At 59.7% G+C, this 23,515-nt stretch carries 18 protein-coding genes, 1 tRNA gene and 1 riboswitch; of the genes, 7 read left to right on the plus strand and 12 right to left on the minus strand.

Features of this window, described 5'->3' with window-relative positions; all coding sequences use genetic code 11:
• Nucleotides 1-122 precede the first annotated feature (122 nt).
• Nucleotides 123-216 (minus strand) — tRNA-Ser (locus A7Q00_RS09745).
• Between the two features lie 284 nt (nt 217-500).
• On the opposite strand from A7Q00_RS09745, the gene A7Q00_RS09750 reads away from it, so the two are divergent.
• A complete protein-coding gene (locus tag A7Q00_RS09750; RefSeq protein WP_064090357.1) occupies nt 501-1,904 on the plus strand; it encodes a chloride channel protein in 1,404 nt (467 codons plus the stop codon).
• Between the two features lie 344 nt (nt 1,905-2,248).
• On the opposite strand, the gene A7Q00_RS12975 is transcribed toward A7Q00_RS09750, so the two are convergent.
• The 11 genes from A7Q00_RS12975 to amgK all read right to left on the minus strand — a co-directional run bounded on the left by A7Q00_RS12975 (nt 2,249) and on the right by amgK (nt 14,577).
• Entirely contained in the window at nt 2,249-3,070 is an 822-nt protein-coding gene (locus A7Q00_RS12975; protein WP_082887820.1) for a hypothetical protein, read from the minus strand.
• Between the two features lie 309 nt (nt 3,071-3,379).
• On the minus strand, nt 3,380-3,850 hold the full coding sequence (locus A7Q00_RS09760) for an META domain-containing protein (RefSeq protein ID WP_064090358.1): 471 nt from the start codon (nt 3,848-3,850) through the stop codon (nt 3,380-3,382).
• 382 nt (nt 3,851-4,232) lie between these two features.
• Nucleotides 4,233-5,678 (minus strand): S41 family peptidase, encoded by a 1,446-nt coding sequence (locus A7Q00_RS09765; RefSeq protein ID WP_064090359.1) that lies wholly within the window; start codon nt 5,676-5,678, stop codon nt 4,233-4,235.
• A gap of 305 nt (nt 5,679-5,983) precedes the next feature.
• Nucleotides 5,984-7,339, minus strand: coding sequence for a murein hydrolase activator EnvC family protein (locus A7Q00_RS09770; protein WP_064090360.1), 1,356 nt, complete (start codon nt 7,337-7,339; stop codon nt 5,984-5,986).
• A 38-nt stretch (nt 7,340-7,377) separates the two neighbouring features.
• Entirely contained in the window at nt 7,378-7,980 is a 603-nt protein-coding gene (locus A7Q00_RS09775) for a manganese efflux pump MntP (protein ID WP_064090361.1), read from the minus strand.
• Nucleotides 7,981-8,029: 49 nt separating this feature from the next.
• Nucleotides 8,030-9,550 carry a 2,3-bisphosphoglycerate-independent phosphoglycerate mutase gene (gene gpmI, locus A7Q00_RS09780; protein WP_064090362.1) on the minus strand — a complete coding sequence of 507 codons (1,521 nt, stop codon included), beginning with the start codon at nt 9,548-9,550 and terminating at the stop codon, nt 8,030-8,032.
• Nucleotides 9,551-9,775: 225 nt separating this feature from the next.
• Nucleotides 9,776-10,987 (minus strand): putative hydroxymethylpyrimidine transporter CytX, encoded by a 1,212-nt coding sequence (gene cytX, locus A7Q00_RS09785; protein ID WP_064090363.1) that lies wholly within the window; start codon nt 10,985-10,987, stop codon nt 9,776-9,778.
• A gap of 161 nt (nt 10,988-11,148) precedes the next feature.
• Nucleotides 11,149-11,243: riboswitch (TPP riboswitch) on the minus strand.
• A gap of 401 nt (nt 11,244-11,644) precedes the next feature.
• A complete protein-coding gene (locus tag A7Q00_RS09790; protein ID WP_064090364.1) occupies nt 11,645-12,223 on the minus strand; it encodes a hypothetical protein in 579 nt (192 codons plus the stop codon).
• 136 nt (nt 12,224-12,359) lie between these two features.
• Nucleotides 12,360-12,806 (minus strand): Holliday junction resolvase RuvX, encoded by a 447-nt coding sequence (gene ruvX, locus A7Q00_RS09795; RefSeq protein WP_064090365.1) that lies wholly within the window; start codon nt 12,804-12,806, stop codon nt 12,360-12,362.
• The gene (locus tag A7Q00_RS09800; protein WP_064090366.1) at nt 12,799-13,347 is read right to left on the minus strand and encodes a YqgE/AlgH family protein; all 549 of its coding nucleotides are present in this window, start codon (nt 13,345-13,347) and stop codon (nt 12,799-12,801) included. The genes ruvX and A7Q00_RS09800 overlap by 8 nt, the downstream gene beginning before the upstream one ends.
• A 225-nt stretch (nt 13,348-13,572) precedes the next feature.
• Nucleotides 13,573-14,577 (minus strand): N-acetylmuramate/N-acetylglucosamine kinase AmgK, encoded by a 1,005-nt coding sequence (gene amgK, locus A7Q00_RS09805; protein WP_064090367.1) that lies wholly within the window; start codon nt 14,575-14,577, stop codon nt 13,573-13,575.
• Nucleotides 14,578-14,666: 89 nt separating this feature from the next.
• On the opposite strand from amgK, the gene A7Q00_RS09810 reads away from it, so the two are divergent.
• The 6 genes from A7Q00_RS09810 (at nt 14,667) to A7Q00_RS09835 (ending at nt 23,469) form a co-directional block, all read left to right on the plus strand.
• Entirely contained in the window at nt 14,667-16,949 is a 2,283-nt protein-coding gene (locus tag A7Q00_RS09810) for an LPS-assembly protein LptD (RefSeq protein WP_064090499.1), read from the plus strand.
• Nucleotides 16,946-17,992: a peptidylprolyl isomerase gene (locus tag A7Q00_RS09815; RefSeq protein WP_245637558.1), complete on the plus strand. Its 1,047-nt coding sequence runs from the start codon at nt 16,946-16,948 to the stop codon at nt 17,990-17,992. Before A7Q00_RS09810 ends, A7Q00_RS09815 begins: the two co-directional genes overlap by 4 nt.
• Nucleotides 17,993-18,247: 255 nt before the next feature.
• Nucleotides 18,248-19,303: an alanine racemase gene (gene alr, locus A7Q00_RS09820; RefSeq protein ID WP_064090368.1), complete on the plus strand. Its 1,056-nt coding sequence runs from the start codon at nt 18,248-18,250 to the stop codon at nt 19,301-19,303.
• 182 nt (nt 19,304-19,485) lie between these two features.
• Nucleotides 19,486-20,079: an SMC-Scp complex subunit ScpB gene (gene scpB, locus A7Q00_RS09825; RefSeq protein ID WP_064090369.1), complete on the plus strand. Its 594-nt coding sequence runs from the start codon at nt 19,486-19,488 to the stop codon at nt 20,077-20,079.
• A gap of 152 nt (nt 20,080-20,231) precedes the next feature.
• Entirely contained in the window at nt 20,232-22,271 is a 2,040-nt protein-coding gene (recG, locus tag A7Q00_RS09830; RefSeq protein ID WP_064090370.1) for an ATP-dependent DNA helicase RecG, read from the plus strand.
• Between the two features lie 355 nt (nt 22,272-22,626).
• The gene (locus A7Q00_RS09835) at nt 22,627-23,469 is read left to right on the plus strand and encodes a hypothetical protein (RefSeq protein ID WP_064090371.1); all 843 of its coding nucleotides are present in this window, start codon (nt 22,627-22,629) and stop codon (nt 23,467-23,469) included.
• Nucleotides 23,470-23,515 lie beyond the last annotated feature (46 nt).

Here is a 23,515-nt window from a genome sequence, read left to right on the forward strand (position 1 = left end):
CTACCTGAAAAAGCAGTCTTCGCAGTTTTCAGGTAGCCTGTGGTTTGGAGGCTACCTGAAAGCTTACGCATCAAACAGGCAAAAGCAAACTCCCCAATCTTGCGGATTGGGGAGTTTTAATCTGGCGGAGTAGGAGGGATTCGAACCCTCGATACAGGTTTTAGCCCATATGCACCCTTAGCAGGGGTGTGCCTTCAGCCTCTCAGCCACTACTCCGTGTTCGGAACGGCGGATAATATAGGAAGCGTGCCCAAAAGGCAAGATATTTTGCGCCAAATGGGGATTTTTCAGTTTGATAGGGTTGAAGCGTAAAGATTTTTATTTGGCAGGGCGGTAGGCAGTTTGCAACGGATGAGCGGCGTAAATGCGAACCAGCCTGCCGTTTTATTACTATTTGCTATAATATGCAAAGAAATGTTTTGTTAGTTTAACGAGCTATTGCGGTTTGGAAATGGCGTGTGCCAATAGGCAGATTCCCCGGCCGCAACGGATAGATCAATATGAAACGATTGGGTTTGAAGCTCAGCAGCGGCATCGGCAGGGCGCTGTCGCACAAAATCAAGCAGACTCAGCGCCTGTCGCGCAAAACGGCGGCGGTGGTTTTGCTGTTGATGGGGGCGGCTTTGGTGTCGCTGGTGTCGCTGGGTTTTGCCAGGCTGGCGGATTACGCGCTGCATCTGAACCGCGAGTGGTCGCGGCAGTATCCGCTGGCGGCGTTTGCGGTGCTGCCGGCGGCGATGATGCTGATTGTGTGGCTCACGCGCCGTTATGCGCCCTATACGGCGGGCAGCGGGATTCCGCAGGTGTTGGCCATGCTGTCGATGCCGAAAGTGAAGGGCGGCAACCGTTTGGTGGCCTTGGGGCGCACGGTTTGGAAAATCCCGCTCACGTTTTTGGGCATGCTGGCCGGTGCTTCCATCGGGCGAGAAGGGCCTTCGGTTCAGGTGGGTGCGGCGGTGATGCTGGCCTGGGGTTCTTGGTGCAAACGCTACAATTTGGCATTCAAGCGCTTGCAAGACAAGGAATTGCTGGCGGCCGGTGCGGCGGGCGGTTTGGCGGCGGCATTCAATGCGCCGCTGGCCGGGGTGATTTTTGCGATTGAGGAGCTGGGGCGTTCGGTGTCGCTGCATTGGGAGCGGCAGATTTTTATCGGCGTGCTGGCTTCGGGCTTCTTTTTGGTGGCGATTGAGGGCAACAGCACTTATTTTCATGGCTTTCATGCCGGGCAGCCGGCGGAGCACATGCTGCGCTGGGCTTTGCTGTGTGCTGTGGTGTGCGGCGTGGCGGGCGGTCTGTTTGCGCGTTTTTTAAGCAAGGGCGCAACTTGGCTGGTGTTGCCGCAATGGCGCAATTGGATGCGCCGCCACCCGGTTTGGCTGGCGGGCGTGTTCGGTTTGATGCTGGCCGCCTTGGGTGTGCTGTTTGACGGACAAACCTACGGCACGGGCTATGATGTGGCGGCGGCCGCGCTGCACGGGCAGACGGATTTGGCCTACGGCCTGGCCGGGGCGAAGTGGGCGGCCACGGTGCTTTCCTATTGGGCGGGCATCCCGGGCGGTATTTTCACGCCTTCGCTGGCCATCGGCGCGCTCTTGGGCGTACACATCGCGCAAATTGCCGGTGCGGAAGCCCCGGCGGCGATTTTGGCCTTGCTGTGTATGGCTGCGTTTTTGGCGGCGGCCACGCAGGCGCCGCTCACGGCCAGCGTGGTGGTGATGGAAATGACGGGCAGCCAGTCGCTGCTGTTTTGGATGCTGGTGTCGTCGATTGCCGCTTCGGTGATTGCCCGCCAGTTTTGCCCGCAGCCGTTCTATCATTTCGCGGCGGGGCGTTTCCGCCAGCGCGTGCGTGAGGAGCTGCTGCGGGAAGGGGAGGCAAGGCAGGCGGAAACGGCGGCAAAGTAATGTTAGAGGCTACCTGAAAAGTGTTTTGCTTGGTTTTCAGGTAGCCTTTTATAGTGGATTAACAAAAATCAGGACAAGGCGGCGAGCCGCAGACAGTACACACGTTACGGCAAGGCAAGCCAACGCTGTACTGGTTTTTGTTAATTCACTATATTGGCCGTATCGAAGGATTCGTTGGGCATACCAAGCCATCTGGCTGGTGCTGTTTGGAATGCTTTAATGGACTGCCGGGCTATTCAAGCCGTGTGGGCAATGGGTTGTCTGCGCCGCGGGCATGTAAAGAGGCTACCTGAAAAATCTGATGCTCCGGATTTTCAGGTAGCCTTTTTTAAGGGCGCCCGGGTTTAGCGGTCAAAAACGGGTTTGGTGCCCATGAATACTTGGCTGCTGTATTCGCATTGTTCGGTGTCACATTTCGGCATGGTAACCGTGAGGGTGTAGCTGCCGGTGCGGTTGGCACGCCAGCCGAACATGGGAGAATCATCGTCGTCGCTATCTTCTTTAATCACGCGGCCATCGGCGGCTTTGAGGGTGAGGTCAATGTCGTTGCAAGAGTAGTCGCAATCGGCAAAGAAGCTGTAGTATTTGCCTGCGGTGAGCTGCACTTGGTGGCTGCGATTTTGCTCTTTGGCAGCACGGCCGTTAAACAGATGAACTTGGCGGGCTTGGGCATCTTTTCTACGCACGATGTCACGGTTCATTTTTTGGGCTTCGGGAAGCCATGAGCCGTTTTCAAAGGCTTGGATGCTGTAGGCGCAGCCGGAGGAGGCTTCGCATTTGGTCATGTTGGCGGTTAGGGTGTAGGTACCGCTGGTTGCAATAGCGCTGTTGATAATGGGGTTATCGTCGTCGTCGTTATCTTCTTTGATGGTTTTGCCGTTGCTATCGGTCAGCTTGAGGTCGATGTCGGAGCATTGACGGTCGCAGTCGGCAAAGAATGTATAGGATTTGCCGGCTTGGAGCTGGATAGTGTGGTTTTGGCTGCGGTTTTGTGCCAGATTGCCGTTGAACAGCTGGAGTTCTCGCGCATCGCTACTCCGTTGACGCACGATTTCACGATTGATTCTTTGTGCTTCGGGCAGCCAGTCATCGGACTGTGCGGGTGCGGCGAAGACGGGGGCGGCAGCCATCAGAGCAGTGATGGCGGCGAGAGTAAATTTCTGCATGGAATGCTCCTTTTGGTTAAAAAAGTAATAAAAGGGAAACAACGGGCAGATTATAGCCAATGTGCCTGGGTTTAACTAATCTTTTCTGATGTTAAGGTCTGTTGGCAACTACTGGTTTCCGCGTCTTTTCACCCCAAAGACGGCATCTTCCACGTTGGAAATCCTCGCAAGGTGCCCAACCTTACTGCGGTTTCCGACTTGAATCTGCTGCCTTTGGGGCAAAAATCCGCTTGGAAAAGCAGCGGTCAACAGCCCCCCAATCCCAATCAGGCTACCTGAAAAACCATCTTCAGGTAGCCTGATTGGGGCTTAGCGTGCCGGTTCGGCTTGCAGGAGGACATGCTGCCTGCGGTCGAGCAGTTCCAGCTTATTGCCGTTGATGCGGTAGGCGGCGGTGCGGGAAAAGGCGGCTGAGAGCCGTTCTTCCTGTGCCTGAACGTTCGGCGGGCAGAGCATCAGCGTGGTGGCGAGCTCGCCGATTTGCAGGGTTTGGCCTTGTTGGCTGAAGTGGCCGGATAGGGAGTTGCAGCCGAACGAGGCGTTTACGCGATTGTTGGCGTTGAATGTCAACGATCCGTTGGCGGCGTGGCGGCCGATGCGGGTGATGCGCCAGCCGTGGCGGGAGAGTTCGGTTGCAGGTACATTGGGCGCTGTGGCAACAGGCTGCGCCACGGGGGCAGGCTGCTCAGGGGCGGCGGGGGGCGGCGGGGCGCTGTCGGCCGGATTGGGACGGGCGGCACAGGCGGCAAGTAGGAAGGCGGCGAGATAAATCGGTTTCATCGTATGAGCTCCTGTCGGGTTGAAAACCATTTATAGTGAATTAACAAAAACCAGTACAGCGTTGGCTCGCCTTGCCGTACTATCTGTACTGTCTGCGGCTCGTCGCCTTGTCCTGATTTTTGTTAATCCACTATAATACAATGCTTTGTATTCTACACCAGGAGATGCGGCCGGGGTGTTGATATAAGGCAATGGGGCGGACATTTATAGCGGCTTGAAAAGGAATGCTGCTGCGCATTGGTTTGCTTTGCCGTGCTGCGTATATGCCGCTTTGCCCTACTTTTTTATTCCGCTATATTTTGGGAAATGTGGCGTGGGCCGTATCAACGTAAAAGGCTACCTGAAAATTTTCAGGTAGCCTTTGTTGGCTTGCTTAATCCGCTTAGTGCTCAATCGGTTTGGCCGGGCGGGTGGCGGCTTGGCCTAGGGCGGCGCGCCATTGTTGCGGGGCTTTCACCAGTTCCAAAGCGCGGCGCAGTTGGTCGTCTTTGGCCGGATTGGGTTTGTAGCGGGTGGCGGGGTTGTTGTCGGCCTCGTCTTTGGCGGCGGGCTCGGAGGCGGCTTTGTTTTCGGCGCTGTGGTTGTTCAGCGTGCGGCCGCGCACTTCGTTGCCGCCGTTGGGGTTGCTCAGGTGGCCGGAGAGGTCGGCTTCGCGACTTTCATAACGGCGGGTTTTATCGGCCACTTCCACATCGGGCACGATGCCTTGGGCTTGGATGGAACGACCGCTGGGGGTGTAGTAGAGCTGGGTGGTGATTTTCAGCGCGCCGCCGTTGGAAAGGGGCATTACGGATTGTACGGAGCCTTTGCCGAAGCTTTGCGTGCCCACAATCACGGCGCGTTTGTGGTCTTGCAGGGCGCCGGCCACGATTTCGGAGGCGGAGGCGGAACCGGAGTTAATCAACACGGTGATGGGGATGGTTTTAAATTCGGCAGGCAGGCCGGCAAGCGGGTCTTTGCTGCTGCCGATTTGGTAGTCGGCGGGCTGGGCTTTGAGATTCATGTTTTCTTTGCCGTCACGGCCTTTGGTGCTCACCACGAGCTGCCCGTTTTGCAGGAAGGCGGCAGATACGCCCACGGCACCGTTGAGCAGGCCGCCGGGGTCGTCGCGCAGGTCGATGATCAGGCCTTTGAGCGGGCCGCCGTTGGTTTGGTGCATGGCTTGCAGTGCCTCGGTCATAGCGGGCACGGTGCGCTCTTGGAATTGGCTGATACGCAGGTAGCCGTAGCCGGGCTCGATGATGTCGTGGCGCACGCTGCGCACTTTAATCACGGCGCGGGTGAGGGTAACCACGATGGGCTGGGGCGCGTCTTTGCGGGTGAGGGTGAGGGTGATTTTGGTGCCCGGCTCGCCGCGCATACGCTTCACGGCATCGTTTACGCTCATGCCGCGGGTGGAGGCATCATCGATTTTGATGATGTAGTCGCCGCTTTGAATGCCGGCGCGTTCGGCGGGGGTGTCTTCAATCGGTGAGACCACTTTTACGAAGCCGTCTTCACTGCCCACTTCCATGCCCAGGCCGCCGAATTCGCCTTTGGTGGATTCTTGCATGTCGGCGTAGTCTTTGAGGTTCATATACTCGGAGTGCGGGTCGAGGTTGGAAACCATGCCTTTGAGCGCGCCTTCGAGGATTTCGTCGTCGGTTTTGTCTTGATAGTAGTTGGCTTTCACCTGGCTGTACACTTCGGCCATGGTGCGCAGGGAATCCACCGGCAGGGGCTGCTGGCTGCGGGTTTCGGCAAAGCTTTGCATGCTCAGGCTCACGGCGATGCCGGTGAAGGTGCCCAGGGTGTAGAGGGCGATTTTTTTGAAGGTGTTGTTGGACATAATGGGTGTTGGTCTTTCAGGTTTTGTTAATCTGAGCCCGGATAATCGGCGGTGGCGGTAGCTGTGTTTTTTCAGGTAGCCTGCCGTGTGGCTCGAAAGGCTGAACTTTAGGCAAATTTGCTTGTTCCAGCAAGGGGGTGGGGGAAAATAAATGTTAAACGGGGCGGGGATGGATTGTTGGAAGGAGGTGGATGGCAAGGTTGGCTGGGAAATACGGCGGATGTTTGAGCTTTGTTGGCACTATATTTTCAGGTAGCCTTTGGCGCGGACTAAAGACTACCTGAAATTTTCGCTTACCGGTTTGGCTAGTTTACCCATGAGGCGGGGTTCATGGCTTGGTTGCGGTAGCGGATTTCGAAGTAGAGGCCGTTTTCGCCGTCGGGGAGGCTGCCGCTGCGGCCGATGGTTTGGCGGGCGGATACGCGGCTGCCTGCGCCGGCGCTGATTTGGGAGAGGCCGATGTAGATGCTGAGGTAGCCGTCGCCGTGGTCGATGATGACGGTGTTGCCGTAGCCTTGCAGGGGGGCGGCGTAGGCGACTTCGCCTTCGGCGATGCTGCGCACGGCGGTGGGCGGGGTGCTGATGAAGAGGCCTTTCCAGGTGCCGCCGCCGGGGCGGGCTTGGCCGAAGCGGCCGCTGATGCTGCCGCCGGCGGGGCGTTGCAGGCGGCCTTGCATGCGGCTGAAGCCGTGGCTTTGCGGCTCTTGGGCTTCGGGAGCTTCGAGGGCGAGGTCTTCGGCGGTGAGGGTGTTGCGGTTGGGGGTGTCCGGCTGTTCGGGCGGGGCGGGGCGGGTTTCGTTCGGGCGGAGATCGCTTTGGTTCGAACCGTTGTGTTCGTTTTCAGGTAGCCTTTGGGAGCGTGGGGCGGGTTTGTTGCCGTTTTGGGCTTGTTGGGCTTGCTGCTGGCGGCGTTGGCGCAGGATTTGGGCGCGGCGCTGGCGTTCGGCTTCCTGCCGTTGGGCGGAGCGGCGGCTGAGGCTGGCGATGAGGCCGTTGAGGCGGCTTTCGTTTTGGCGCAGGGTTTGCAGCTTGGCGGTTTCGCGGCTGATGTCTTGCTCGAGGCTTTGCTGTTGGCGTTGTTGCTGTTGCTGCTGGCGGCCGAGTCGGGCGGCGGTGGTTTGCTGCTGGCGTTTGAGGGCGTCGAGCCGCTTGAGCTGCTCGTTGATGCTGTCTTGCTGCTGTTTGAGCTCTTGGCGGTTGTGTTGCAGCTGGGTGAGGGCTTGGGCGTTGGCTTGGTTGAGGTGGCGCAGGTATTCGAGATGGCGGCCTTTTTGCTGGGGGTCAGCGTTTTGCAGGAACAGGGTTACGGCGTTGGGCTGCTGGTTGCGATAACGGCTGTTGAGCAGGCGGGCGGCTTGGGCTTGGGTGTTTTGGATGCGGGTTTGCAGGCTGTCGAGCTTGGCCTGCATGGCTTGCAGTTCGCGCCAGGCGGTTTGGCGGTTGCGGGTGAGACGGTCGAGCTCGCGGCGCACGGTGTCGAGTTCGCTTTGGGTTTGGCGGATATTGCTTTGCAGCTGGCGTTGTTCGCTTTGCTGCTGTTGGAGTTTGCGGTTGCTCTCGCCGATGGCGCGCTGCACTTGGCGCAGGTCGTCTTTGGGTGCGGCGGCGGCGGGCAGGGCGCTGCAAAGGAGGGCGAGGAGGATAAGGATTTTGTGCTTCATGAGGCTACCTGAAAAAGGAGAGGCTACCTGAAAAGGGTTTAGAGGAAATGGAGGTGTTCGGCGAGGATGAGGGTGCCGATGCCGATGAGGACGAGGCCGCCGAGGATTTCGGCGCGTTTGCCGATGGCGCTGCCCAGGAGGTTGCCCAAACGCAGGCCGATGGCGGCCATGATGGTGGTGGCCAGGCCGATGGTGAGGGCGGTGAGCAGGATGTTGACTTCGAGGAAGGCCAGGCCGACGCCGACGATCATGGAGTCGATGCTGGTGGCGAAGGCGATGGTGACAAGCATCAGCGGCGACGGCGGGCGACGGCGGGATTGGTCGCTTTCGGGCTGCGCCTCTGCAGATTGTTCCCTGGCGGGCTGTTCCGGCTGCAGCGCGCCGTAAATCATGCGCAGGCCGAGCAGGAGCAGCAGGATGAAGGCGATCCAGTGATCCCAATCGGCGATGTAGCGTTGTGCCACGGAGCCGATTGCCCAGCCGATGAGCGGGGTGAGGGTTTCTACGCTGCCGAACACGGCGGCGGTGCGCAGCGTGCCCCGGCGGGTGGGCGTGCCGATGGCGGCGCCTTGGGCGATGGCGGCGGCGAAGGCGTCCATAGACATGCCGAAGGCGAGGGCGAGGATGGTGAGGAAGCTCATGGCGGGGGGAGGCTGCCTGAAAGCTTTCAGGTAGCCTGCTGCTGGGCAGTCAAACAAACTCAATCAGGCTCTCGCCGCTCATTTCCTGCGGCTTGGGCAGGCCGAGCATGGCGAGGAGGGTGGGGGCGATGTCTTTCAGTGCGCCGCCGGCTTTGATGCGGGCGGGGCGGCCGACATACAGGAAGGGCACGGGGTTGGTGGTGTGCTGGGTGTGCGGCTGGCCGTTGGCAGGGTCGAACATCTGCTCGCAGTTGCCGTGGTCGGCGGTAATCAGCACTTCGCCGCCGGCTGCCTGGGCGGCAGCCACGATTTTGCCCACGCAGTCGTCGAGCGTTTCCACCGCTTTGATGGTGGCGGCCAGCATGCCGCTGTGGCCGACCATGTCGCCGTTGGCGAAGTTGCACAGAATCACGTCGAAACGTTTGGCGGCGAGGCTGTCGAGGATGTGTTGGCACACTTGCGGCGCGCTCATTTCGGGCTGCAAATCGTAGGTGGCGACTTTGGGCGAGGGCACGAGGATCCGCTCTTCACCGGGATAGGGCTCTTCGCGGCCGCCGCTGAGGAAGTAGGTAACGTGCGGATATTTCTCGGTTTCGGCAATGCGCAGCTGGCTGATGCCTTGGGCAGACAGGTATTCGCCCAAGCCGTTGCGGATGCTTTCTTGGGCAAACAGCACGGGGAAGCGGTATTGGCTGCCGTAGCTGGTGAGCGAGGTGAAATAGCCGGGGCGGAAGCGCTGTTGGCGCGGGAAGCCTTGGAAATCGTCGAACAGCAGGGCTTGGGTGAGCTCGCGGGCGCGGTCGGCGCGGAAGTTCATGAAGACAACCGCATCACCGTCGTGCAGGGCGGCTGCTGGGTCGATGACGGTGGGCTGCACGAATTCGTCGTGTTCACCGCGTTCATAGGCGGCGGCCAGGGCTTGCAGCGGCGTATCGGCGCGGAACGGGGCTTGGCCGAACAGGGCGTTGTAGGCCTGCTCAACGCGCTCCCAGCGGTTGTCGCGGTCCATGGCGAAGAAGCGGCCGACCACGCAGCCCACTTTCACTTGCGGATGCTGTTCGCAATAGCTTTGCAGGGTTTTCAGGTAGCCTTCCGCACTTTGCGGCGGGGTGTCGCGGCCGTCTAGGAAGGGGTGGAACACGATTTTCTGCATGCCGGCGGCCAGGGCGGCATCGGCCACGGCGAAGAAGTGGTTGATGTGGCTGTGCACGCCGCCGTCGGAGAAGCAGCCGAGCAGGTGCACGGTTTTCGTGGGGCTTTGCCAGGCGGCGGTGAGGGCGGGGTTTTGCGCGAGCGAGCCGTTTTCGATGGCCATGTCGATGCGGGTGATGTCTTGCGCCACCACGCGGCCGGCACCGATGTTCAAATGCCCCACTTCGGAGTTGCCGAACTGGCCGACGGGCAGGCCCACCATGCGTTCGGAGGCATCAATCGTTCCGTAGGCGTATTGGGCTTTGAGGCGGTCGAGATTGGGGGTGTTGGCGAGGAGGACGGAGTTGTCGTCGCCTTCGGGGCGGTGGCCGAAGCCGTCGAGAATGAGGAGGACGATGGGTTTGGTGAGCTTGCTCATGATATGCGCCGGGCTGGGAATTGGGATGGGGCATTATATAGCGGATTGGGTGGGAATTGAATGCGCGAAGGGCTACCTGAAAAAGCAAATCGGGTTTCAGGTAGCCTTATTAGCCAATCCATATGCTATCCGACCGGGTTGGCTTGCCGTGCCGCACTGCCTGTGCTATTTGCCGCTTGCCGCCGAGTATCGAAAGCGTGTGGCTTGGTCTATTTTCTGCCTGGCTCAGCCCTTATGCACTGCCGCTTTGCCTGCCGAGGGCAGCAACTTGCGCACCAGCAGCGTCAGCGCAAACGTGGCTGCAATCACCGGCAGCGTGGTGCCCAGCGGCGGCTGCCATTTCAGCATCTGGCGGTAGAACACAAAGCCCGCCAGCCACAAGGCCAGGCTCACCCAATCCACTTCCCCCGAAGCCGGTTTGCGTTTCAGCACAAAATAATCCGCAATCTGTACCGCAATCATCGGCGCAAACACCGAGCCGATAAAATACAAAAACCCTTCAAAGCGGCTCACATCGAGCACCAGCGCCAGCAGCGTGCCCAGCAGCGTAACCGCCGCTGCCACCGCCACTTCACCAAAGCGGCTGCTGATGCTGTGAAAGCTCACCCCGGCCGAATACGCATCCAAAAACGTCGTGCTCACCGTGGACAACACCACCACCAAAATCCCCGCCGCGCCCAGCCCGGCATATTGCAGCATCGGCGCAATTTCGCTCTGCCCGGCAAACAGCGCCGCTGCCAGCCCGATGGCATACATCCACGAGCTGGTGCAGAAATAAGCCAGCGTAGCCGAAAGCGTGGCCGCCTGCGCCTTGGCTGCGCGGCGGGTGTAGTCCGACACCAGCGGCAGCCACGACAGCGGCATTACCGCCGCCAGCTCCACCGCCAGCCCGAAACTCATCGCTTCCGCATCTGCCTGCCCGGCTGCCGCTGGTTCGCCGGAGGCTACCTGAACACTCAACCACAGCGTGAGCGCAAACAGCGTGCCCATCGACACCAAATTGATTTTGCTGAAATTCCGCATTCCAATACGCAGCCACAGCAGAATCAGTGCGCCGATAATCACGCTCCAAACTGTCTGCGCGCCGCTCCAGCCCGCCGTGAGCGCCGCCGAAGCCTGCGCCCCGGTGAAAATCATAATCGCCGTCCAGCCCACCAACTGCACCACATTGGCAGCAGCAAACAGCAGCGAGCCGCGACGGCCGAAGGAAAGCTGTACCGTTTCCATCGCACTGCGCCCCGTTTGCGCCCCGATCAGCCCCGCTAGGTAAAACAGCATCCCGCCGATGATGTGGCCGATAGCCACCGCCAAAAGACCCATGCGCCAACCCAATGGCGCAAATAGCATGCCGGTGAGGATTTCCGCCACCGACACCGCCGCCCCAAACCAAATCACCGCCGAAGCGGTAACCGAAAGTTTATCTGCCTGCCGTTCCATCAAATTGTTTCCTCTCTATATTTGAAAAACTACTCCGCCGATCCGCGTATCAAACACGCACAAAAAAGCCCGGCATACCAAGCCGGGGTGCAGCATAAAGCAGAGAAGAAACCATCCGTTCCGGAAGGGGCAAAGCAACCCGAACGGCACACGCCGCCCGCATCCTCTGCCTGATAGTTCCCTACGCCGGTGCTAACCGGATCAGGTACAACGGGTATCCTCTCAGCCGCCCAAGGCAGCACCCCGACTAATTGGACGCGATTATACCCCCCCCGCCCTGTTTTTTCAAGCCGCCGCAGCAAAGGCCGCCGACACGTCAAATGGTTGAATGATTCCAACGGCAACAATGTTTCCACACCCAGCCGTTGCGCTTCTGCACACCTGCAAATCCAAACGGGAAGCATGCTAACGAAACGGAGTAATCGGGGCAGATTGCTATTTGGCTTCAGAACTGTCGAGAAGCAGCACATAAGTTTTCAGGTAGCCCCTTCCCCCCACAGGCTACCTGAAAAACTTCAGCCAACTCTTACTACATCACCGTAGTTCAACTTTTGTTACACCAGACAATTCCCTACCCGACAAGAATGCGGCAGCATTCAGCTTAGAGGCTATCTGAAAGCTGATATAGTGAGCTTTCAGGTAGCCTTTTGCATACTCCTAACGACGGCCGCAAGGATGCTGGCGCGCCCTATCCGGCCGCGTATCGCACAGCGACATGCCGCGCAGTCGGCGTGCCGTATCGGTTATCTCCGCCCGGCTCGGCAGGTGGCGGAAAGCGTATTGCGCCACATAAAGCGCGCGTTCGCCCCGCATCGCTTTTATCCAAGTATATTCCGGCCTGCCGCTTTGCGGGTTGTGCTCGCAGCTCATTTGCAACAAAGCGAAGGGATAGCCGTTTTCCTGCCCTTCGCTCAGATTGATTGTGTTGCCGCCCGGGCAGGCGCTCCGCCAGCCGTCCGACACCGCGCGGCGGAAATCGATTACCGAGCGGGTGTCGCCGGCGAAGGTTTGTAGGGTAACCATCCGCTCCCAATTCTGCACCGTTTGCCCTTTTGGCACCAATTCCACGATGGTTTGCCCGCCCTGCGAAGCCTGATAGCCGGTTTCAAAATCTGCGGGCGGTGTGCCGAAGGAAACGATTTCTCCGCCGCGTTGGGCAGGCGCAGCCAGTGCCACGGCGGGAAGCAGTATCAGGGCGGCTGCCCAGGTTTTCAGCTTCATTTTGCTGTGTTTCATGTTTTATCCTTTTGTTGGAATGAGGAATGTGGAAGTTGTCGGGCGGTGTGCAGTGCAAAACGGTTTGGCCGTATGCCTGCTTTACGTCCAAAGGCTACCTGAAACCTCATTCCTGTTTTCAGGTAGTCTTATATTGTTAGCCGTGAAACTCTTCCACCCAGCCCCCTTCAAAGAAGCCCTGCAAAATCGCCTGCGCGGCCACTTGGTCAAGCACGGGCTTTTGTTTGCGGCCGCGCAGGCCGGTTTGGTTGAGGAGCTCGGAAGCGTAGAGCGAAGTGAGCCGCTCGTCTGCCCAATACACGGGCAGGCCGAAGCGGCCGTTAAGTCGGCGGCCGAATTTTCGGGCCAAGCGGGTCATTTCGTGTTCGCTGCCGTCGGTGGAAAGCGGCAGCCCCACCACGAATTGCACCGGCCGCCATTCGGCCACCAGGGCGGCGATGGCGGCGAACTTTTTGTCGTTGCCCTCGCCGCTGACGGTGGCCAGCGGGTGGGCGATGCCCACTTCGGCATCGCCCTGCGCCACGCCGATGCGGGTTTCGCCAAAATCGAAGGCCAGTGTGGTACCGTGCGGGATATTAAGCATGGCCGCCGGTTCGAATGAGTTGTTCGGGGGCGATGTTGAGCAGCGACATGGCAGCGTGGTAGCGCTGCTCGTGCGGCATGCCGAACATGATGTGCTCGCTGGCAGGCACGGTGAGCCAGCTGTTTTCCGCCAGCTCGCGCTCGAGCTGGCCGGCACTCCAGCCGGTGTAGCCCATAAACAGCATAGCCTGCTTCACGCTTTGTTCGTCGTGCAGGTGGGGAAGGATGTCGCCGGAGGAGGTGAGCGCGAGGTTGTCGCTCACGATGATGCTGCTCGTCCAGTTGCCCGCCGGGCTGTGCAGCACAAACCCGCGGTCCACCTGAACGGGGCCGCCCAGGAAAATGCAGTCGTCAAACAGATGCTGCGGCGCGGTGTGCTGCTGGGCGGAAAGAATCTGCCGCAGCGGCAGCGGCGAGGGCTTGTTGATGATCACGCCCATGCAGCCTTCGGCGGAATAGGAGCAAACATACACCACGCTTTCGGCAAAGAAATTATCCTGCATATCGGGCATGGCGATGAGGAAATGGTTGGTTAAATCCATAATTGGTTTCGGCGTGTGTGGAAATGGTTGGATTATATAGCGGCGATGGCCGATTTAATACCGCAGGCGGGATTTGGCTTCTTTGAATTTTCAGGTAGCCTTTGCGCCGGGGAGGCTACCTGAAAATTTAAGAAGAAGTTGGGCGGTATGGATGGCTGTTATCCGTTTCAGGTAGCCTCTTTAATTTGGTTTGAGGCTACCTGAAAATGGATTTGCAAGCAGAATCTAGAACGTGTAGCCGGTTTGCAGCTCTTCATCGCCCACCAGCTCGAGTAAGAGCGTGTAGAGCGGGGCGAGTTCGCGGTAGCGGCGGGCGGTACGGCGCAGGTAGTTGAGGAAGCGGGGGATTTCGGGGCGGTATTTGCCTTTGCCGTCGCGGTGCCACAGGCGGGCGAAAATGCCGGCCACTTTCAAGTGCCGCTGCACGCCCATCCATTCGAAATCGCGGTAGAAGCGGTCGAAATCGGCGGGTACGGGCAGGCCGGCGGCTCGGGCCTTTTCCCAGTAGCGCACGGCCAGGTCGATGACAAACTCCTCTCCCCATTCGATAAATGCGTCGCGCAGGAGGGAAACCAGGTCGTAAGTAATCGGGCCGTAGAGCGCGTCTTGGAAATCCAGCACGCCGGGGCGGCCCGGGGTGAGCATCAGGTTGCGCACGATGAAGTCGCGGTGTACATACACTTGCGGCTGGGCGGTCAGCACGGGCAGGAGGGTATCGAGCGTTTGCCGCCACAGCTGCTGCTGTTTGAAGTTCAGGCTTTTGCCCAGCTCTTTGGCCATAAACCAATCGGGGAACAGCTGCATTTCCCGGCGCATCACGGCTTCATCGTATTCGGGCAGCACGCCGGGGCGGCTGGATTTTTGCAATTCAATCAGCGTGTCGAGTGCGTCCAAAAGCAGGGCACGCTGCACTTCGGGGCGGGTGTCGTGCTCCAGTGCGGCCAGGTAGGGCACTTTGCCGAAGTCTTCCAAGGCGGCGAAACCGTGTTCGATATCGTGGTGGAACACTTGCGGCACATGCACGGCGGCAAAAATCTCGCGCACGCGCAAATAAGGCTCGATGCTCATTTTGTCGGGCGGCGCGTCCATGCAGACCACGCTCTCGCCGTTTTCGAATACGGCGCGGAAATAGCGGCGGAAATCGGCATCTGCTGCGGCGAAGGAAAGGGTGAAACTTCGCTGCGGATAACGTTTCTGCAGCCAGTTTTGCAATTCTTTTTCTCGTTCCATGATGTTTTTCGGGTTAAAATATGCGCCATTTTAAACCCGCTGTAAAAAATTGGGGTGATTCTTTGTTTTGCTTTTTCCGATTGAGCCCGATGGCGGCCGCTGTGCTGGCCGGTTTGAGCCTGCCGGCCATGCTGCAGGCCGAGCCCTTGTCGCTGGCGGCAGAGGGCGGTGCGGCCTGCCACCGGCCGGACGCGCCCAAACAGATGATTGCACCGGTGAAAACCAGCGGCGAAGGCGCGTTGGCCGAAGGTGCCATCCGCGTGAATGCCGACCGTGTGATCGGTCAGAGCGATGTGCGCGTGCGCGCCGAGGGCGATGTGGTGGTGGAGCGCGGCAACCAGGTGCTCAATGCGCAATGGATTGACTACAACCAGCCGCAAGATACCGTGCAGGCAGGCGAGCGCTTCACCTTGGAGCAGGGCGGCGGGCGCGTGAGCGGCGAGAGACTGCGTTATAAGATGGACACCCGCCAGGGCGAGGCCACCAATGCCCGCTTTGAAGCCGAAAGCAGCAGCGGCCGCCGCCTGCAGGGCACCAGCCAAACCCTGCGTATGGACGGTGAAAACCGTTACCGATTGGAAAACGGCCGTTTCAACACGTGTAATCCGGGCGATGAGAGCTGGTATATCCGTGCCAAAAGCATTGAGGCGGATTATGAACGCAATGTGGGCGTGGCGCGCCATGCCTCGCTGGTGGTGGGCGGCGTGCCGCTGTTTTACACGCCGTGGATTGATTTTCCACTCAACGGCAACCGTAAAAGCGGCTTTTTAGTGCCCACCTTTAAAGCCGGTTCCGACGGCGCAGAAATCACCGTTCCCTATTATTTCAACCTGGCTCCGAATTACGACCTCACGCTTACGCCCAAACTCTATAGTCGGCGCGGCCTGCAGCTGGCCGGACAGTTCCGCTATCTGCAGCCCAAATACCAGGGCGATATCAGCCTGGCCGTGCTGCCGAAAGACCAGCTCAGCCGATACGACACCCGCAGCAAAGTCGATTGGAACCACCAACACCGATTCAGCCGCACCCTCAGCGGCGGCGTGGATTTCCACCAAGTATCCGACGACGATTACTACCGCGATTTCTACAACCGTACCGACATTGCCACCAATGTCAACCTCAACCGCCAGCTGTGGTTGCGCCACCAAACCGAATTGTGGACCGGCCGCTTCGACAGCTATGCCACCGTGCAGAAATACCAAACCCTGGCCAATGCCGACGGCTACAAAGGTGACCAACCTTATTCCCTGTTGCCGCGCCTAAGCAGCCAATGGCAGAAGCGTTTCGGCATCGTCAACTTGCAAATGTTCGGCCAATACAGCAACTTCCGCCACGACAGCAAACAGGAAGGCAGCCGTTTGGTGCTCAACCCCAGCGTGAGCGCGGAATTCAACCGCAGCTGGGGCTATATCCGCCCCAAGCTCGGCCTGCACGCCACTTATTACAGCCTCGACAGCCACAACGGCGCACCGGCGCGCAATTTCAGCCGCATATTGCCCACCTTCAGCGTGGATAGCGGCATGGTGTTCGAGCGGCCGGCCAGCTGGCAGGGGCGAGATTATGTGCAAACCTTAGAGCCGCGTCTGTTCTACACCTACATCCCCACCAAGCAGCAAAACGACATTCCGCTGTTCGATACCGCCGAAAACAGTTTCAACTACAGCCAGCTGTTCCGTGAAAACCGCTTCTCCGGCCACGACCGCATCAATGCCGCCAACTTCCTCACCATGGCCGTGCAAACCCGCCTGTATGACGCCAAAAACGGCGAAGAGCGTTTCTCCGCCGGCCTCGGCCAGCGCCTGTATTTCACCCGCGACGATGTGCTGCTCGACGGCAGCCGCGTGCAGCGGCGCAGCGGCCATTCCGATTTGCTGGCCTTTGCCGACGGCCGGGTAACCGACAATATCTGGCTGAACAGCGAAGTGCACTACGACACCAGCCAAAATGCCGCGGCCAAATATCATTTCGGCCTGCGCTACAGCCCGGAGCCCGGCAAAACCGTGGGTGCGCGCTACCAATACCGCCGCCACGGCGAAATTTACGACGACGTATACGGCAAAGTACGCCGGGCAGACGTGTATTTCCAATGGCCGGTGAACCGCAACCTATACCTTGTCGGCCGCCACAGCTATTCCTTCAGCGAGCATAAGCCGGTGGAACACCTTTTGGGCATGGAATACGTCAGCGGCTGCGGCTGCTGGAGCCTGAGCGCTGTCGGCCAGCATTATGTGAACGGCGTGAATTCCAGCAAAAACTCCTTTTTCCTCCAGCTGCGCCTGCGCGACTTGAGCAGCCTGGGCAACAATCCTTTCGAGCAACTCCGCCAGTCGATTCCTGGCTACACCAATATTGATGAGGTAATGCGCAAATGAAAATGAAAACTTTGGCACTGGCGCTGGGCATGAGCCTGGCTTTTCAGGTAGCCCCGGCTCAAGCAGCTCCGGCTCAGAGAACACAGGTTCAGAGGACACCTGCCCAGAGAACGCGTGCTCAGAGAGCGCCAATTCAGAGAGCACCTGCCCAGATCGCCCCGGCCGACACCGTACAGTCGGTTGACAACATCGTGGCCGTGGTGGACAACGAAGTCATCACCCGGCGCGAGCTCGACCAAGCCGTGGCACAATTCCACGGCAACGGATCGGCCAACGATCCGGCTGTGCAGCGGCAAGCCCTGATGCAGCTGATAAACCAATCGCTCTTGGTGCAGGCCGGCCGGCGCAACAATGTCCAAGTGCCCGATGCCGAAGTGGAAGCCGAAATCGCCCGCATCGCCGCTTCCCGCCGCCAAAACGTGGCGCAGTATGAGGCTGCCCAAGCCCGCCTCGGCATCAGTAAAACCGACCTGCGCCGTCAAGTGCGCGACAGCATGATTTCCCAGCGCATGTTGCAGGGGTACACTGCAGCCGAAGCCAAAGTGAGCGAAGATGAAATCAACGCTGCCATCGCCCGTGCCCGCGCCCAAGGCATCGCCCTGCCGCAGGCCGAGCCTAAAACCCGCTACCACGCCCAGCACATCCTGATTGCCAGCCAGGGCGAGCGCGCCCAACGGCTTGCTCAGCGCCTCTCGCAAGACGCACAGCGCGGCGCAGACTTTGCCGCCCTGGCACGCCAATATTCGCAAGACGGCAGCGCCGCTAACGGTGGCGATTTGGGCTGGCTCTCCGAAGGCGAAACCGTGCCCGAATTCGAACGCGCCATGCGCAGCCTGAAGCCCGGCCAGGTGAGCCAGCCGGTGCACACCCAGTTCGGCTGGCACGTTATCCGCCTGGTGGAAGCCGGCAAACCGAATACGCCCGATGCCCGTATCCGCGCCGGTGTGCACGATGCCATTGCCGAGCAGAAAACCCAGGCCGCCATGCAGGGCTTGCTCCAGCAACTGCACCAAAACAGCTTTATTTCCATCCGGATACAGTAGGCAGATTGGCCGCAGAGGATGTTTGACCACCTCCAGCGGCCGATTTTAAAAGGCTACCTGAAATGTTCAGGTAGCCTCAAGTTCGGCCAAGCGGCCGTTACAGGCCGTTGATGCCGTATTTATTTTTCAGGTAGCCTGCCGTATTCAGACAAGGCTGTTTGAAAGCAAAACTTCAGTCAGAACAAAATTCCAGATAGCCTCACAGGCTACCTGAAACCCATACCAATCCTAACCGATAGAGAAGAGAGACCCGCCATGCGCCCGCTCACCGCCACCATCCGCCTCAGCCACCTGCGCCACAACTACCAACTGCTCAAACGCCTGCACGGCAACAAAATGCTCGCCGTGGTGAAAGCCGATGCCTACGGCCACGGCGCCGTGCGCTGCGCCCGTGCGCTGGCCGATTTGGCCGACGGTTTCGCCGTGGCCACGCTGGATGAGGGCATCGAACTGCGCCAAGCCGGCATCAGCGCCCCCATCGTGATGCTCGAAGGCGTGTTTGAGCCAGCCGAATACGCTGCGGTAGACGAATATCGCCTGTGGCCGGGCGTACAAAACCAATGGCAGCTCGAAAGCTTGCTGGCGCACCGCTGGCGTGAGCCGGTAACCGTTTGGCTGAAAATGGATTCCGGCATGCACCGTGTGGGCTTCTTCCCGCAAAACTTCGCCCCTGCCCACCAAGCCCTGCGGCAAAGCCCGCAGGTGGCGCACATTGTGAACATGACCCACTTCGCCCGCGCCGACGAGCCGGAACAAGCGATGACCGCCGCCCAGCTGGCCGCCTTCGACACCGCCGTGGCCGGCTTATCTGGCGCACAGAGCCTCGCCAACTCCGCCGCCATCATCGCCCACCCCGCCGCCCGCCGCGACTGGGGGCGCGCCGGCATCGCCCTCTACGGCATCGAGCCCTTCCCCGGCGCCTGCCCCGAGCTCAAACCCGTGATGCGCCTCACCAGCCGCATCTTTGCCGAACGCACCCTCCAGCCCGGCGAACCCGTCGGCTACGGCGCATCCTTCGTCACCGAACGCTCCACCCGCATCGGCATTGCCGCCTGCGGTTATGCCGATGGCTACCCCCGTACCGCGCAAAACGGCTGCCCGCTCACCGTAAACGGCCAGCCCAGCCGCCTCATCGGCCGCGTGAGCATGGACATGCTCGCTGTCGAGCTCGACCACCACCAAGGCGTGGGCAGCGAAGTGGAACTGTGGGGCGACGCCGTTTCCGTAGCCACCGTGGCCCAATCCGCCGGGACGATTTCCTACGAGCTGCTGTGCCACATCAAACGGGCCAACTATATGTATCAAGAGTAATCAATAAGTTGAAGGCTACCTGAAAAAGCTCCAACGGCTTTTCTGCGAAGCTGAAGCGTGAGCCCAATGCAGTACCGACCTGCATTTTTCAGGTAGCCTTTATCGGCTTTGAGGCTACCTGAAAAACTACAAACCGTAAGCCCTGCATCTATTGTCCAAACCATCGGAAAAACACGCCACCCATGCCACAAACCCTTTCCCCCGAAAGCCTGATCGAAGCCGCGTTGCTCACCCAGCCCGAACCGCTGCTCGAACGCCGCCTGCGCGCCCTGTGCGAGCCGCCGCTTTCTGCCGATAAGCTCGAAGACGTGCTCGAAGCCCTGCAGCAACGCTGGCAGGGTAGGGCACTACAACTGGTGCGCACCCATGAGGGCTGGCGGTTTCAGGTAGCCTCTGCCGCCTTCGAGCGGCTCGGCAGCCTGGAAGAGCAGCGCACGCCGCGCTACTCCCGCGCCGTGATGGAAACCTTGGCCATCATCGCCTACCGTCAGCCGGTAACGCGCGGCGACATCGAAGCCATCCGCGGCGTAGCGGTGTCGCAAAACGTGATGCAAACCCTGCAGGAACGCGGCTGGATAGAAAGCGTGGGCAAACGCGATACCATCGGCCGCCCCAGCCTGTGGGCCACCACCAAAACCTTCCTCACCGATTTGCAAATCGACACCCTCGAATCCCTGCCGCCCCTGGCCGAACTGGGCGAGTTGGTGTTGCCTGAGCTGGGGGTTCACGGGACAACGGCAGAAGAAGGGATGGCGGAAGAAGGGGCTGGGGAATAGCACATTCGAGCGCGCCCCATATTTCAGGTAGCCCGATGAAGGCTACCTGAAAAGTATCCGCTCCAGTACAATCCCGCCATCTTTCTGCCCCGCACAAACCCACGCTTTAGCTTCGCAGAAACCCACTCCGTTCGTTTCAGGTAGCCTTTCCCATGAGCGCCGATTTCAAACAACAACTCAAGCTCACCGACGCCACCGCCGGCAAGCTCGCCAAGCTGCATATCCGCAGCCTGTGGGACGTCGTGCTGCACCTGCCCCTGCGCTACGAAGACGAAACCCATATCACCCCGATCAAAGACGCGCCCGTGGGCGTATCCTGCCAAGTGGAAGGCGAAGTGGCGCATCAGGAAATCCAGTTTCGCCCGCGCCGCCAGCTGATTGCCCAAATCCGCGACCAATCCGGCAGCGTGCTGCACCTGCGCTTTATCCATTTCTACCCCAGCCAGCAAAAACAGCTCGCCAAGGGCAAACGCATCCGCGCCATCGGCGAAATCCGCCACGGCTTTTTCGGCGACGAAATGGTGCACCCCAAAATCCGCGATGCCGAGAGCCAAAGCCTGGCCGAGAGCCTCACCCCCGTGTATCCCACCGTGTCCGGCCTCAGCCAGCCCACGCTGCGCCGCATTATCCGCCAAGCCCTCGAGAAAACCGATTTGGCCGACACGCTACCTGAAAGCCTGCTGGCCCAACTCAAGTTGCCGCCGTTGGCCGAAAGCCTGCACCTTCTGCACGCGCCGCCGCCAGAGTACAGCATCGGCCAATTGTCGGACGGCAGCCTGCCTGCCTGGCAGCGGCTCAAGTTCGACGAACTGCTGGCCCAGCAGCTTTCCATGCGCCTGGCCCGCGCACAGCGGCTCAGCGGTCAGGCCGTGCCGCTGGCGGGCGACGGCAGCCTCACAGAGCCGCTGGTGCAGAGTCTGCCTTTTGCCCTCACCGCCGCGCAGGAGCGCGTGTTGGCCGAAATCCGCCAAGATTTGGCGCAACCGCACCCGATGCACCGCCTGCTGCAAGGCGACGTGGGCAGCGGCAAAACCATCGTGGCCGCGCTTTCCGCGCTGGCCGCCATCGAAGCGGGCGCGCAAGTGGCCGTGATGGCGCCCACCGAAATCCTCGCCGAGCAGCACCACATCAAATTCCGCCAATGGCTCGAGCCGCTGGGCATCAGCGTGGCCTGGCTTTCAGGTAGCCTCAAAAAGAAAGAAAAAGACCAAGCCAAAGCCGCGCTGGCCGACGGTCGCATCCGCCTGGCCGTAGGCACGCACGCCCTGTTTCAAGACGACGTATCCTTCCAAAACCTCGGCCTGGTGATTGTGGACGAGCAGCACCGCTTCGGCGTGGCGCAGCGCCTCGCCTTGAAAAACAAAGGCCGCGACGTGCACCAGCTGATGATGTCCGCCACCCCCATTCCGCGCACGCTGGCCATGAGCTTCTTCGCCGACCTGGATGTTTCGGTTATCGACGAGTTGCCACCCGGCCGCACGCCGATTAAGACCCGTTTGGTCAACAACATCCGCCGCCGCGAAGTGGAAGGCTTTGTGCTGGCTACCTGTAAAAAAGGGCAGCAGGCCTATTGGGTTTGCCCGCTGATTGAAGAGAGCGAAGCGCTGCAGCTGCAAACCGCCACCGATACGCTCGCCGAGCTGCAGGCCGCGCTGCCCGAGCTCACCGTCGGCCTGGTGCACGGCCGCATGAAAAGCGCGGAGAAAGCCGCCGTGATGGCCGAATTTGCCGCCGGGCGGATTCATGTGCTGGTGGCCACCACCGTGATCGAAGTGGGGGTGGACGTGCCCAATGCCGCCCTGATGGTGATCGAACACGCCGAGCGCATGGGGCTTTCCCAGTTGCACCAATTGCGCGGCCGGGTAGGGCGCGGCGCGGCGGTGTCGAGCTGCGTATTGCTGTTTGCCGAGCCCTTGGGCGACACCGCCAAAGCCCGCCTCAAGGTAATCTACGAAAATACCGACGGCTTTGAAATCGCCCGCCAAGACCTCAACATCCGCGGCCCCGGCGAATTCCTCGGCGCCCGCCAAAGCGGCCTGCCCTTGCTGCGTTTCGCCGATCTGGAGCAAGACCTGCCCCTCTTGGAAGCCGCCCGCCGGATCGCGCCCGAACTCATCGCCCGCCACCCCGATATTGTGGAAAAACACCTGGAACGCTGGCTCGCCAGCCGCAAAGGCTATTTGGGCGTGTGAAAGGGCAAAGGCTACCTGAAAGCGCAGCTAAAACGAACGAAGTGAGTTTCTGTGAGCTAGAACGAAGCTTCAGCGCGGTTAAAACCAGTGAAGCGGGTTTCTTGGGATCGGATCGAGGCTTACGTGGGCAGAAGGATTCTGCGGAGCTAGAATTTCAGGTAGCCTTCATCGGGCTACCTGAAAATCCGGCATGCGCTATAGCGGAAATAACCATTTCTTCATAGAAAGCGGTATGGTTGTGCCGTTGTGTGTTTCCGCCACAATATCCCACCCGATGTCCGCCGCATTTCCGCCGCCCGCCGGCTTGCCGATAAAATGCGCACTTCTTCTGATGAATCAACAAAAAGAGTCAAGCATGAACAATCAAGATTTTGATCGGTATGCCCCACCGAGCACACCGTTTGAAGAAATCCTCCGCAGCCTGGAAGCCGACGGCTATTTGGGCGAACCGCGGGCTGTGGGTATGAGGCGGGTAATGGCTTGGCTGCGCGAGGCATGGGGGCTGTTTAAGCAGCGGCCGGGCAAGTGGATAGGCGCGGCATTGCTGATCGGCATCATCAACTTTGCTATTGCCTTGCTGCCTTTCGGTGTGGGTATGCTGTTGCAACCGATAGCCATGGTATTCATAGCGGCCGGTACTGCCTATGCCTCACAAGGTATTGAGCAGCGGGGAAATTTTAATATCGGCGATATTTTCCTCACCGGTTTTTGGAAAAACGGAAAGGCCTTGCTTGGCGCCGGTCTGTTTGGTTTGATGCTAACCATATTGTACGGCGTGTTGCTAGTAATTTTGTTTGGTAATGATACGGTGCAGGCTTACATTCATGGACATGAGGGCGTGCCGTCTGCTATGCGTATTCTTACTCTCGGCTTCGCCATGATTTATTGGGTGCTTAACTTCCTCACCCCCACGCTGATTATCCTGCAAGGCGAAAAGCTGTTCCGCGCCATCGGCCTGAGCCTGAAAGGCTTTCTCCGTAATGTCGTCGGTGCGTTTTGGTGTTCGCTGCTTATGTTTTTGGCCTTCCTCGGCGTGATATTGAGCGGTGCGGTTTTGACAGGCTTCTTTGGCTCGCTCGTGCCGGTATTGGGCAAAGCCGTCCTGGTGCTGCTGGCCGTTGCCGTGCTGGCCTGCCTGTCGGTGCTGTTTATCCTGCCTTATGCGGTGTACCGCGATCTGTTTTTCGAGCAGGAATAGCTTATCCTTTTGTTTCATGCAACAGGCTACCTGAAAATCCAGCAGG

It is taken from the genome of Eikenella halliae, from assembly GCF_001648475.1.
Lineage (GTDB): Bacteria > Pseudomonadota > Gammaproteobacteria > Burkholderiales > Neisseriaceae > Eikenella > Eikenella halliae.

Coding starts and splice junctions, on each gene's coding strand:
- A7Q00_RS09750 (WP_064090357.1), top strand. CDS start 501: ATGAAACGATTGGGTTTGAAGCTCAGCAGCGGCATCGGCAGGGCGCTG.
- A7Q00_RS12975 (WP_082887820.1), bottom strand. CDS start 3,070: ATGCAGAAATTTACTCTCGCCGCCATCACTGCTCTGATGGCTGCCGCC.
- A7Q00_RS09760 (WP_064090358.1), bottom strand. CDS start 3,850: ATGAAACCGATTTATCTCGCCGCCTTCCTACTTGCCGCCTGTGCCGCC.
- A7Q00_RS09765 (WP_064090359.1), bottom strand. CDS start 5,678: ATGTCCAACAACACCTTCAAAAAAATCGCCCTCTACACCCTGGGCACC.
- A7Q00_RS09770 (WP_064090360.1), bottom strand. CDS start 7,339: ATGAAGCACAAAATCCTTATCCTCCTCGCCCTCCTTTGCAGCGCCCTG.
- A7Q00_RS09775 (WP_064090361.1), bottom strand. CDS start 7,980: ATGAGCTTCCTCACCATCCTCGCCCTCGCCTTCGGCATGTCTATGGAC.
- gpmI (WP_064090362.1), bottom strand. CDS start 9,550: ATGAGCAAGCTCACCAAACCCATCGTCCTCCTCATTCTCGACGGCTTC.
- cytX (WP_064090363.1), bottom strand. CDS start 10,987: ATGGAACGGCAGGCAGATAAACTTTCGGTTACCGCTTCGGCGGTGATT.
- A7Q00_RS09790 (WP_064090364.1), bottom strand. CDS start 12,223: ATGAAACACAGCAAAATGAAGCTGAAAACCTGGGCAGCCGCCCTGATA.
- ruvX (WP_064090365.1), bottom strand. CDS start 12,806: ATGCTTAATATCCCGCACGGTACCACACTGGCCTTCGATTTTGGCGAA.
- A7Q00_RS09800 (WP_064090366.1), bottom strand. CDS start 13,347: ATGGATTTAACCAACCATTTCCTCATCGCCATGCCCGATATGCAGGAT.
- amgK (WP_064090367.1), bottom strand. CDS start 14,577: ATGGAACGAGAAAAAGAATTGCAAAACTGGCTGCAGAAACGTTATCCG.
- A7Q00_RS09810 (WP_064090499.1), top strand. CDS start 14,667: ATGGCGGCCGCTGTGCTGGCCGGTTTGAGCCTGCCGGCCATGCTGCAG.
- A7Q00_RS09815 (WP_245637558.1), top strand. CDS start 16,946: ATGAAAATGAAAACTTTGGCACTGGCGCTGGGCATGAGCCTGGCTTTT.
- alr (WP_064090368.1), top strand. CDS start 18,248: ATGCGCCCGCTCACCGCCACCATCCGCCTCAGCCACCTGCGCCACAAC.
- scpB (WP_064090369.1), top strand. CDS start 19,486: ATGCCACAAACCCTTTCCCCCGAAAGCCTGATCGAAGCCGCGTTGCTC.
- recG (WP_064090370.1), top strand. CDS start 20,232: ATGAGCGCCGATTTCAAACAACAACTCAAGCTCACCGACGCCACCGCC.
- A7Q00_RS09835 (WP_064090371.1), top strand. CDS start 22,627: ATGAACAATCAAGATTTTGATCGGTATGCCCCACCGAGCACACCGTTT.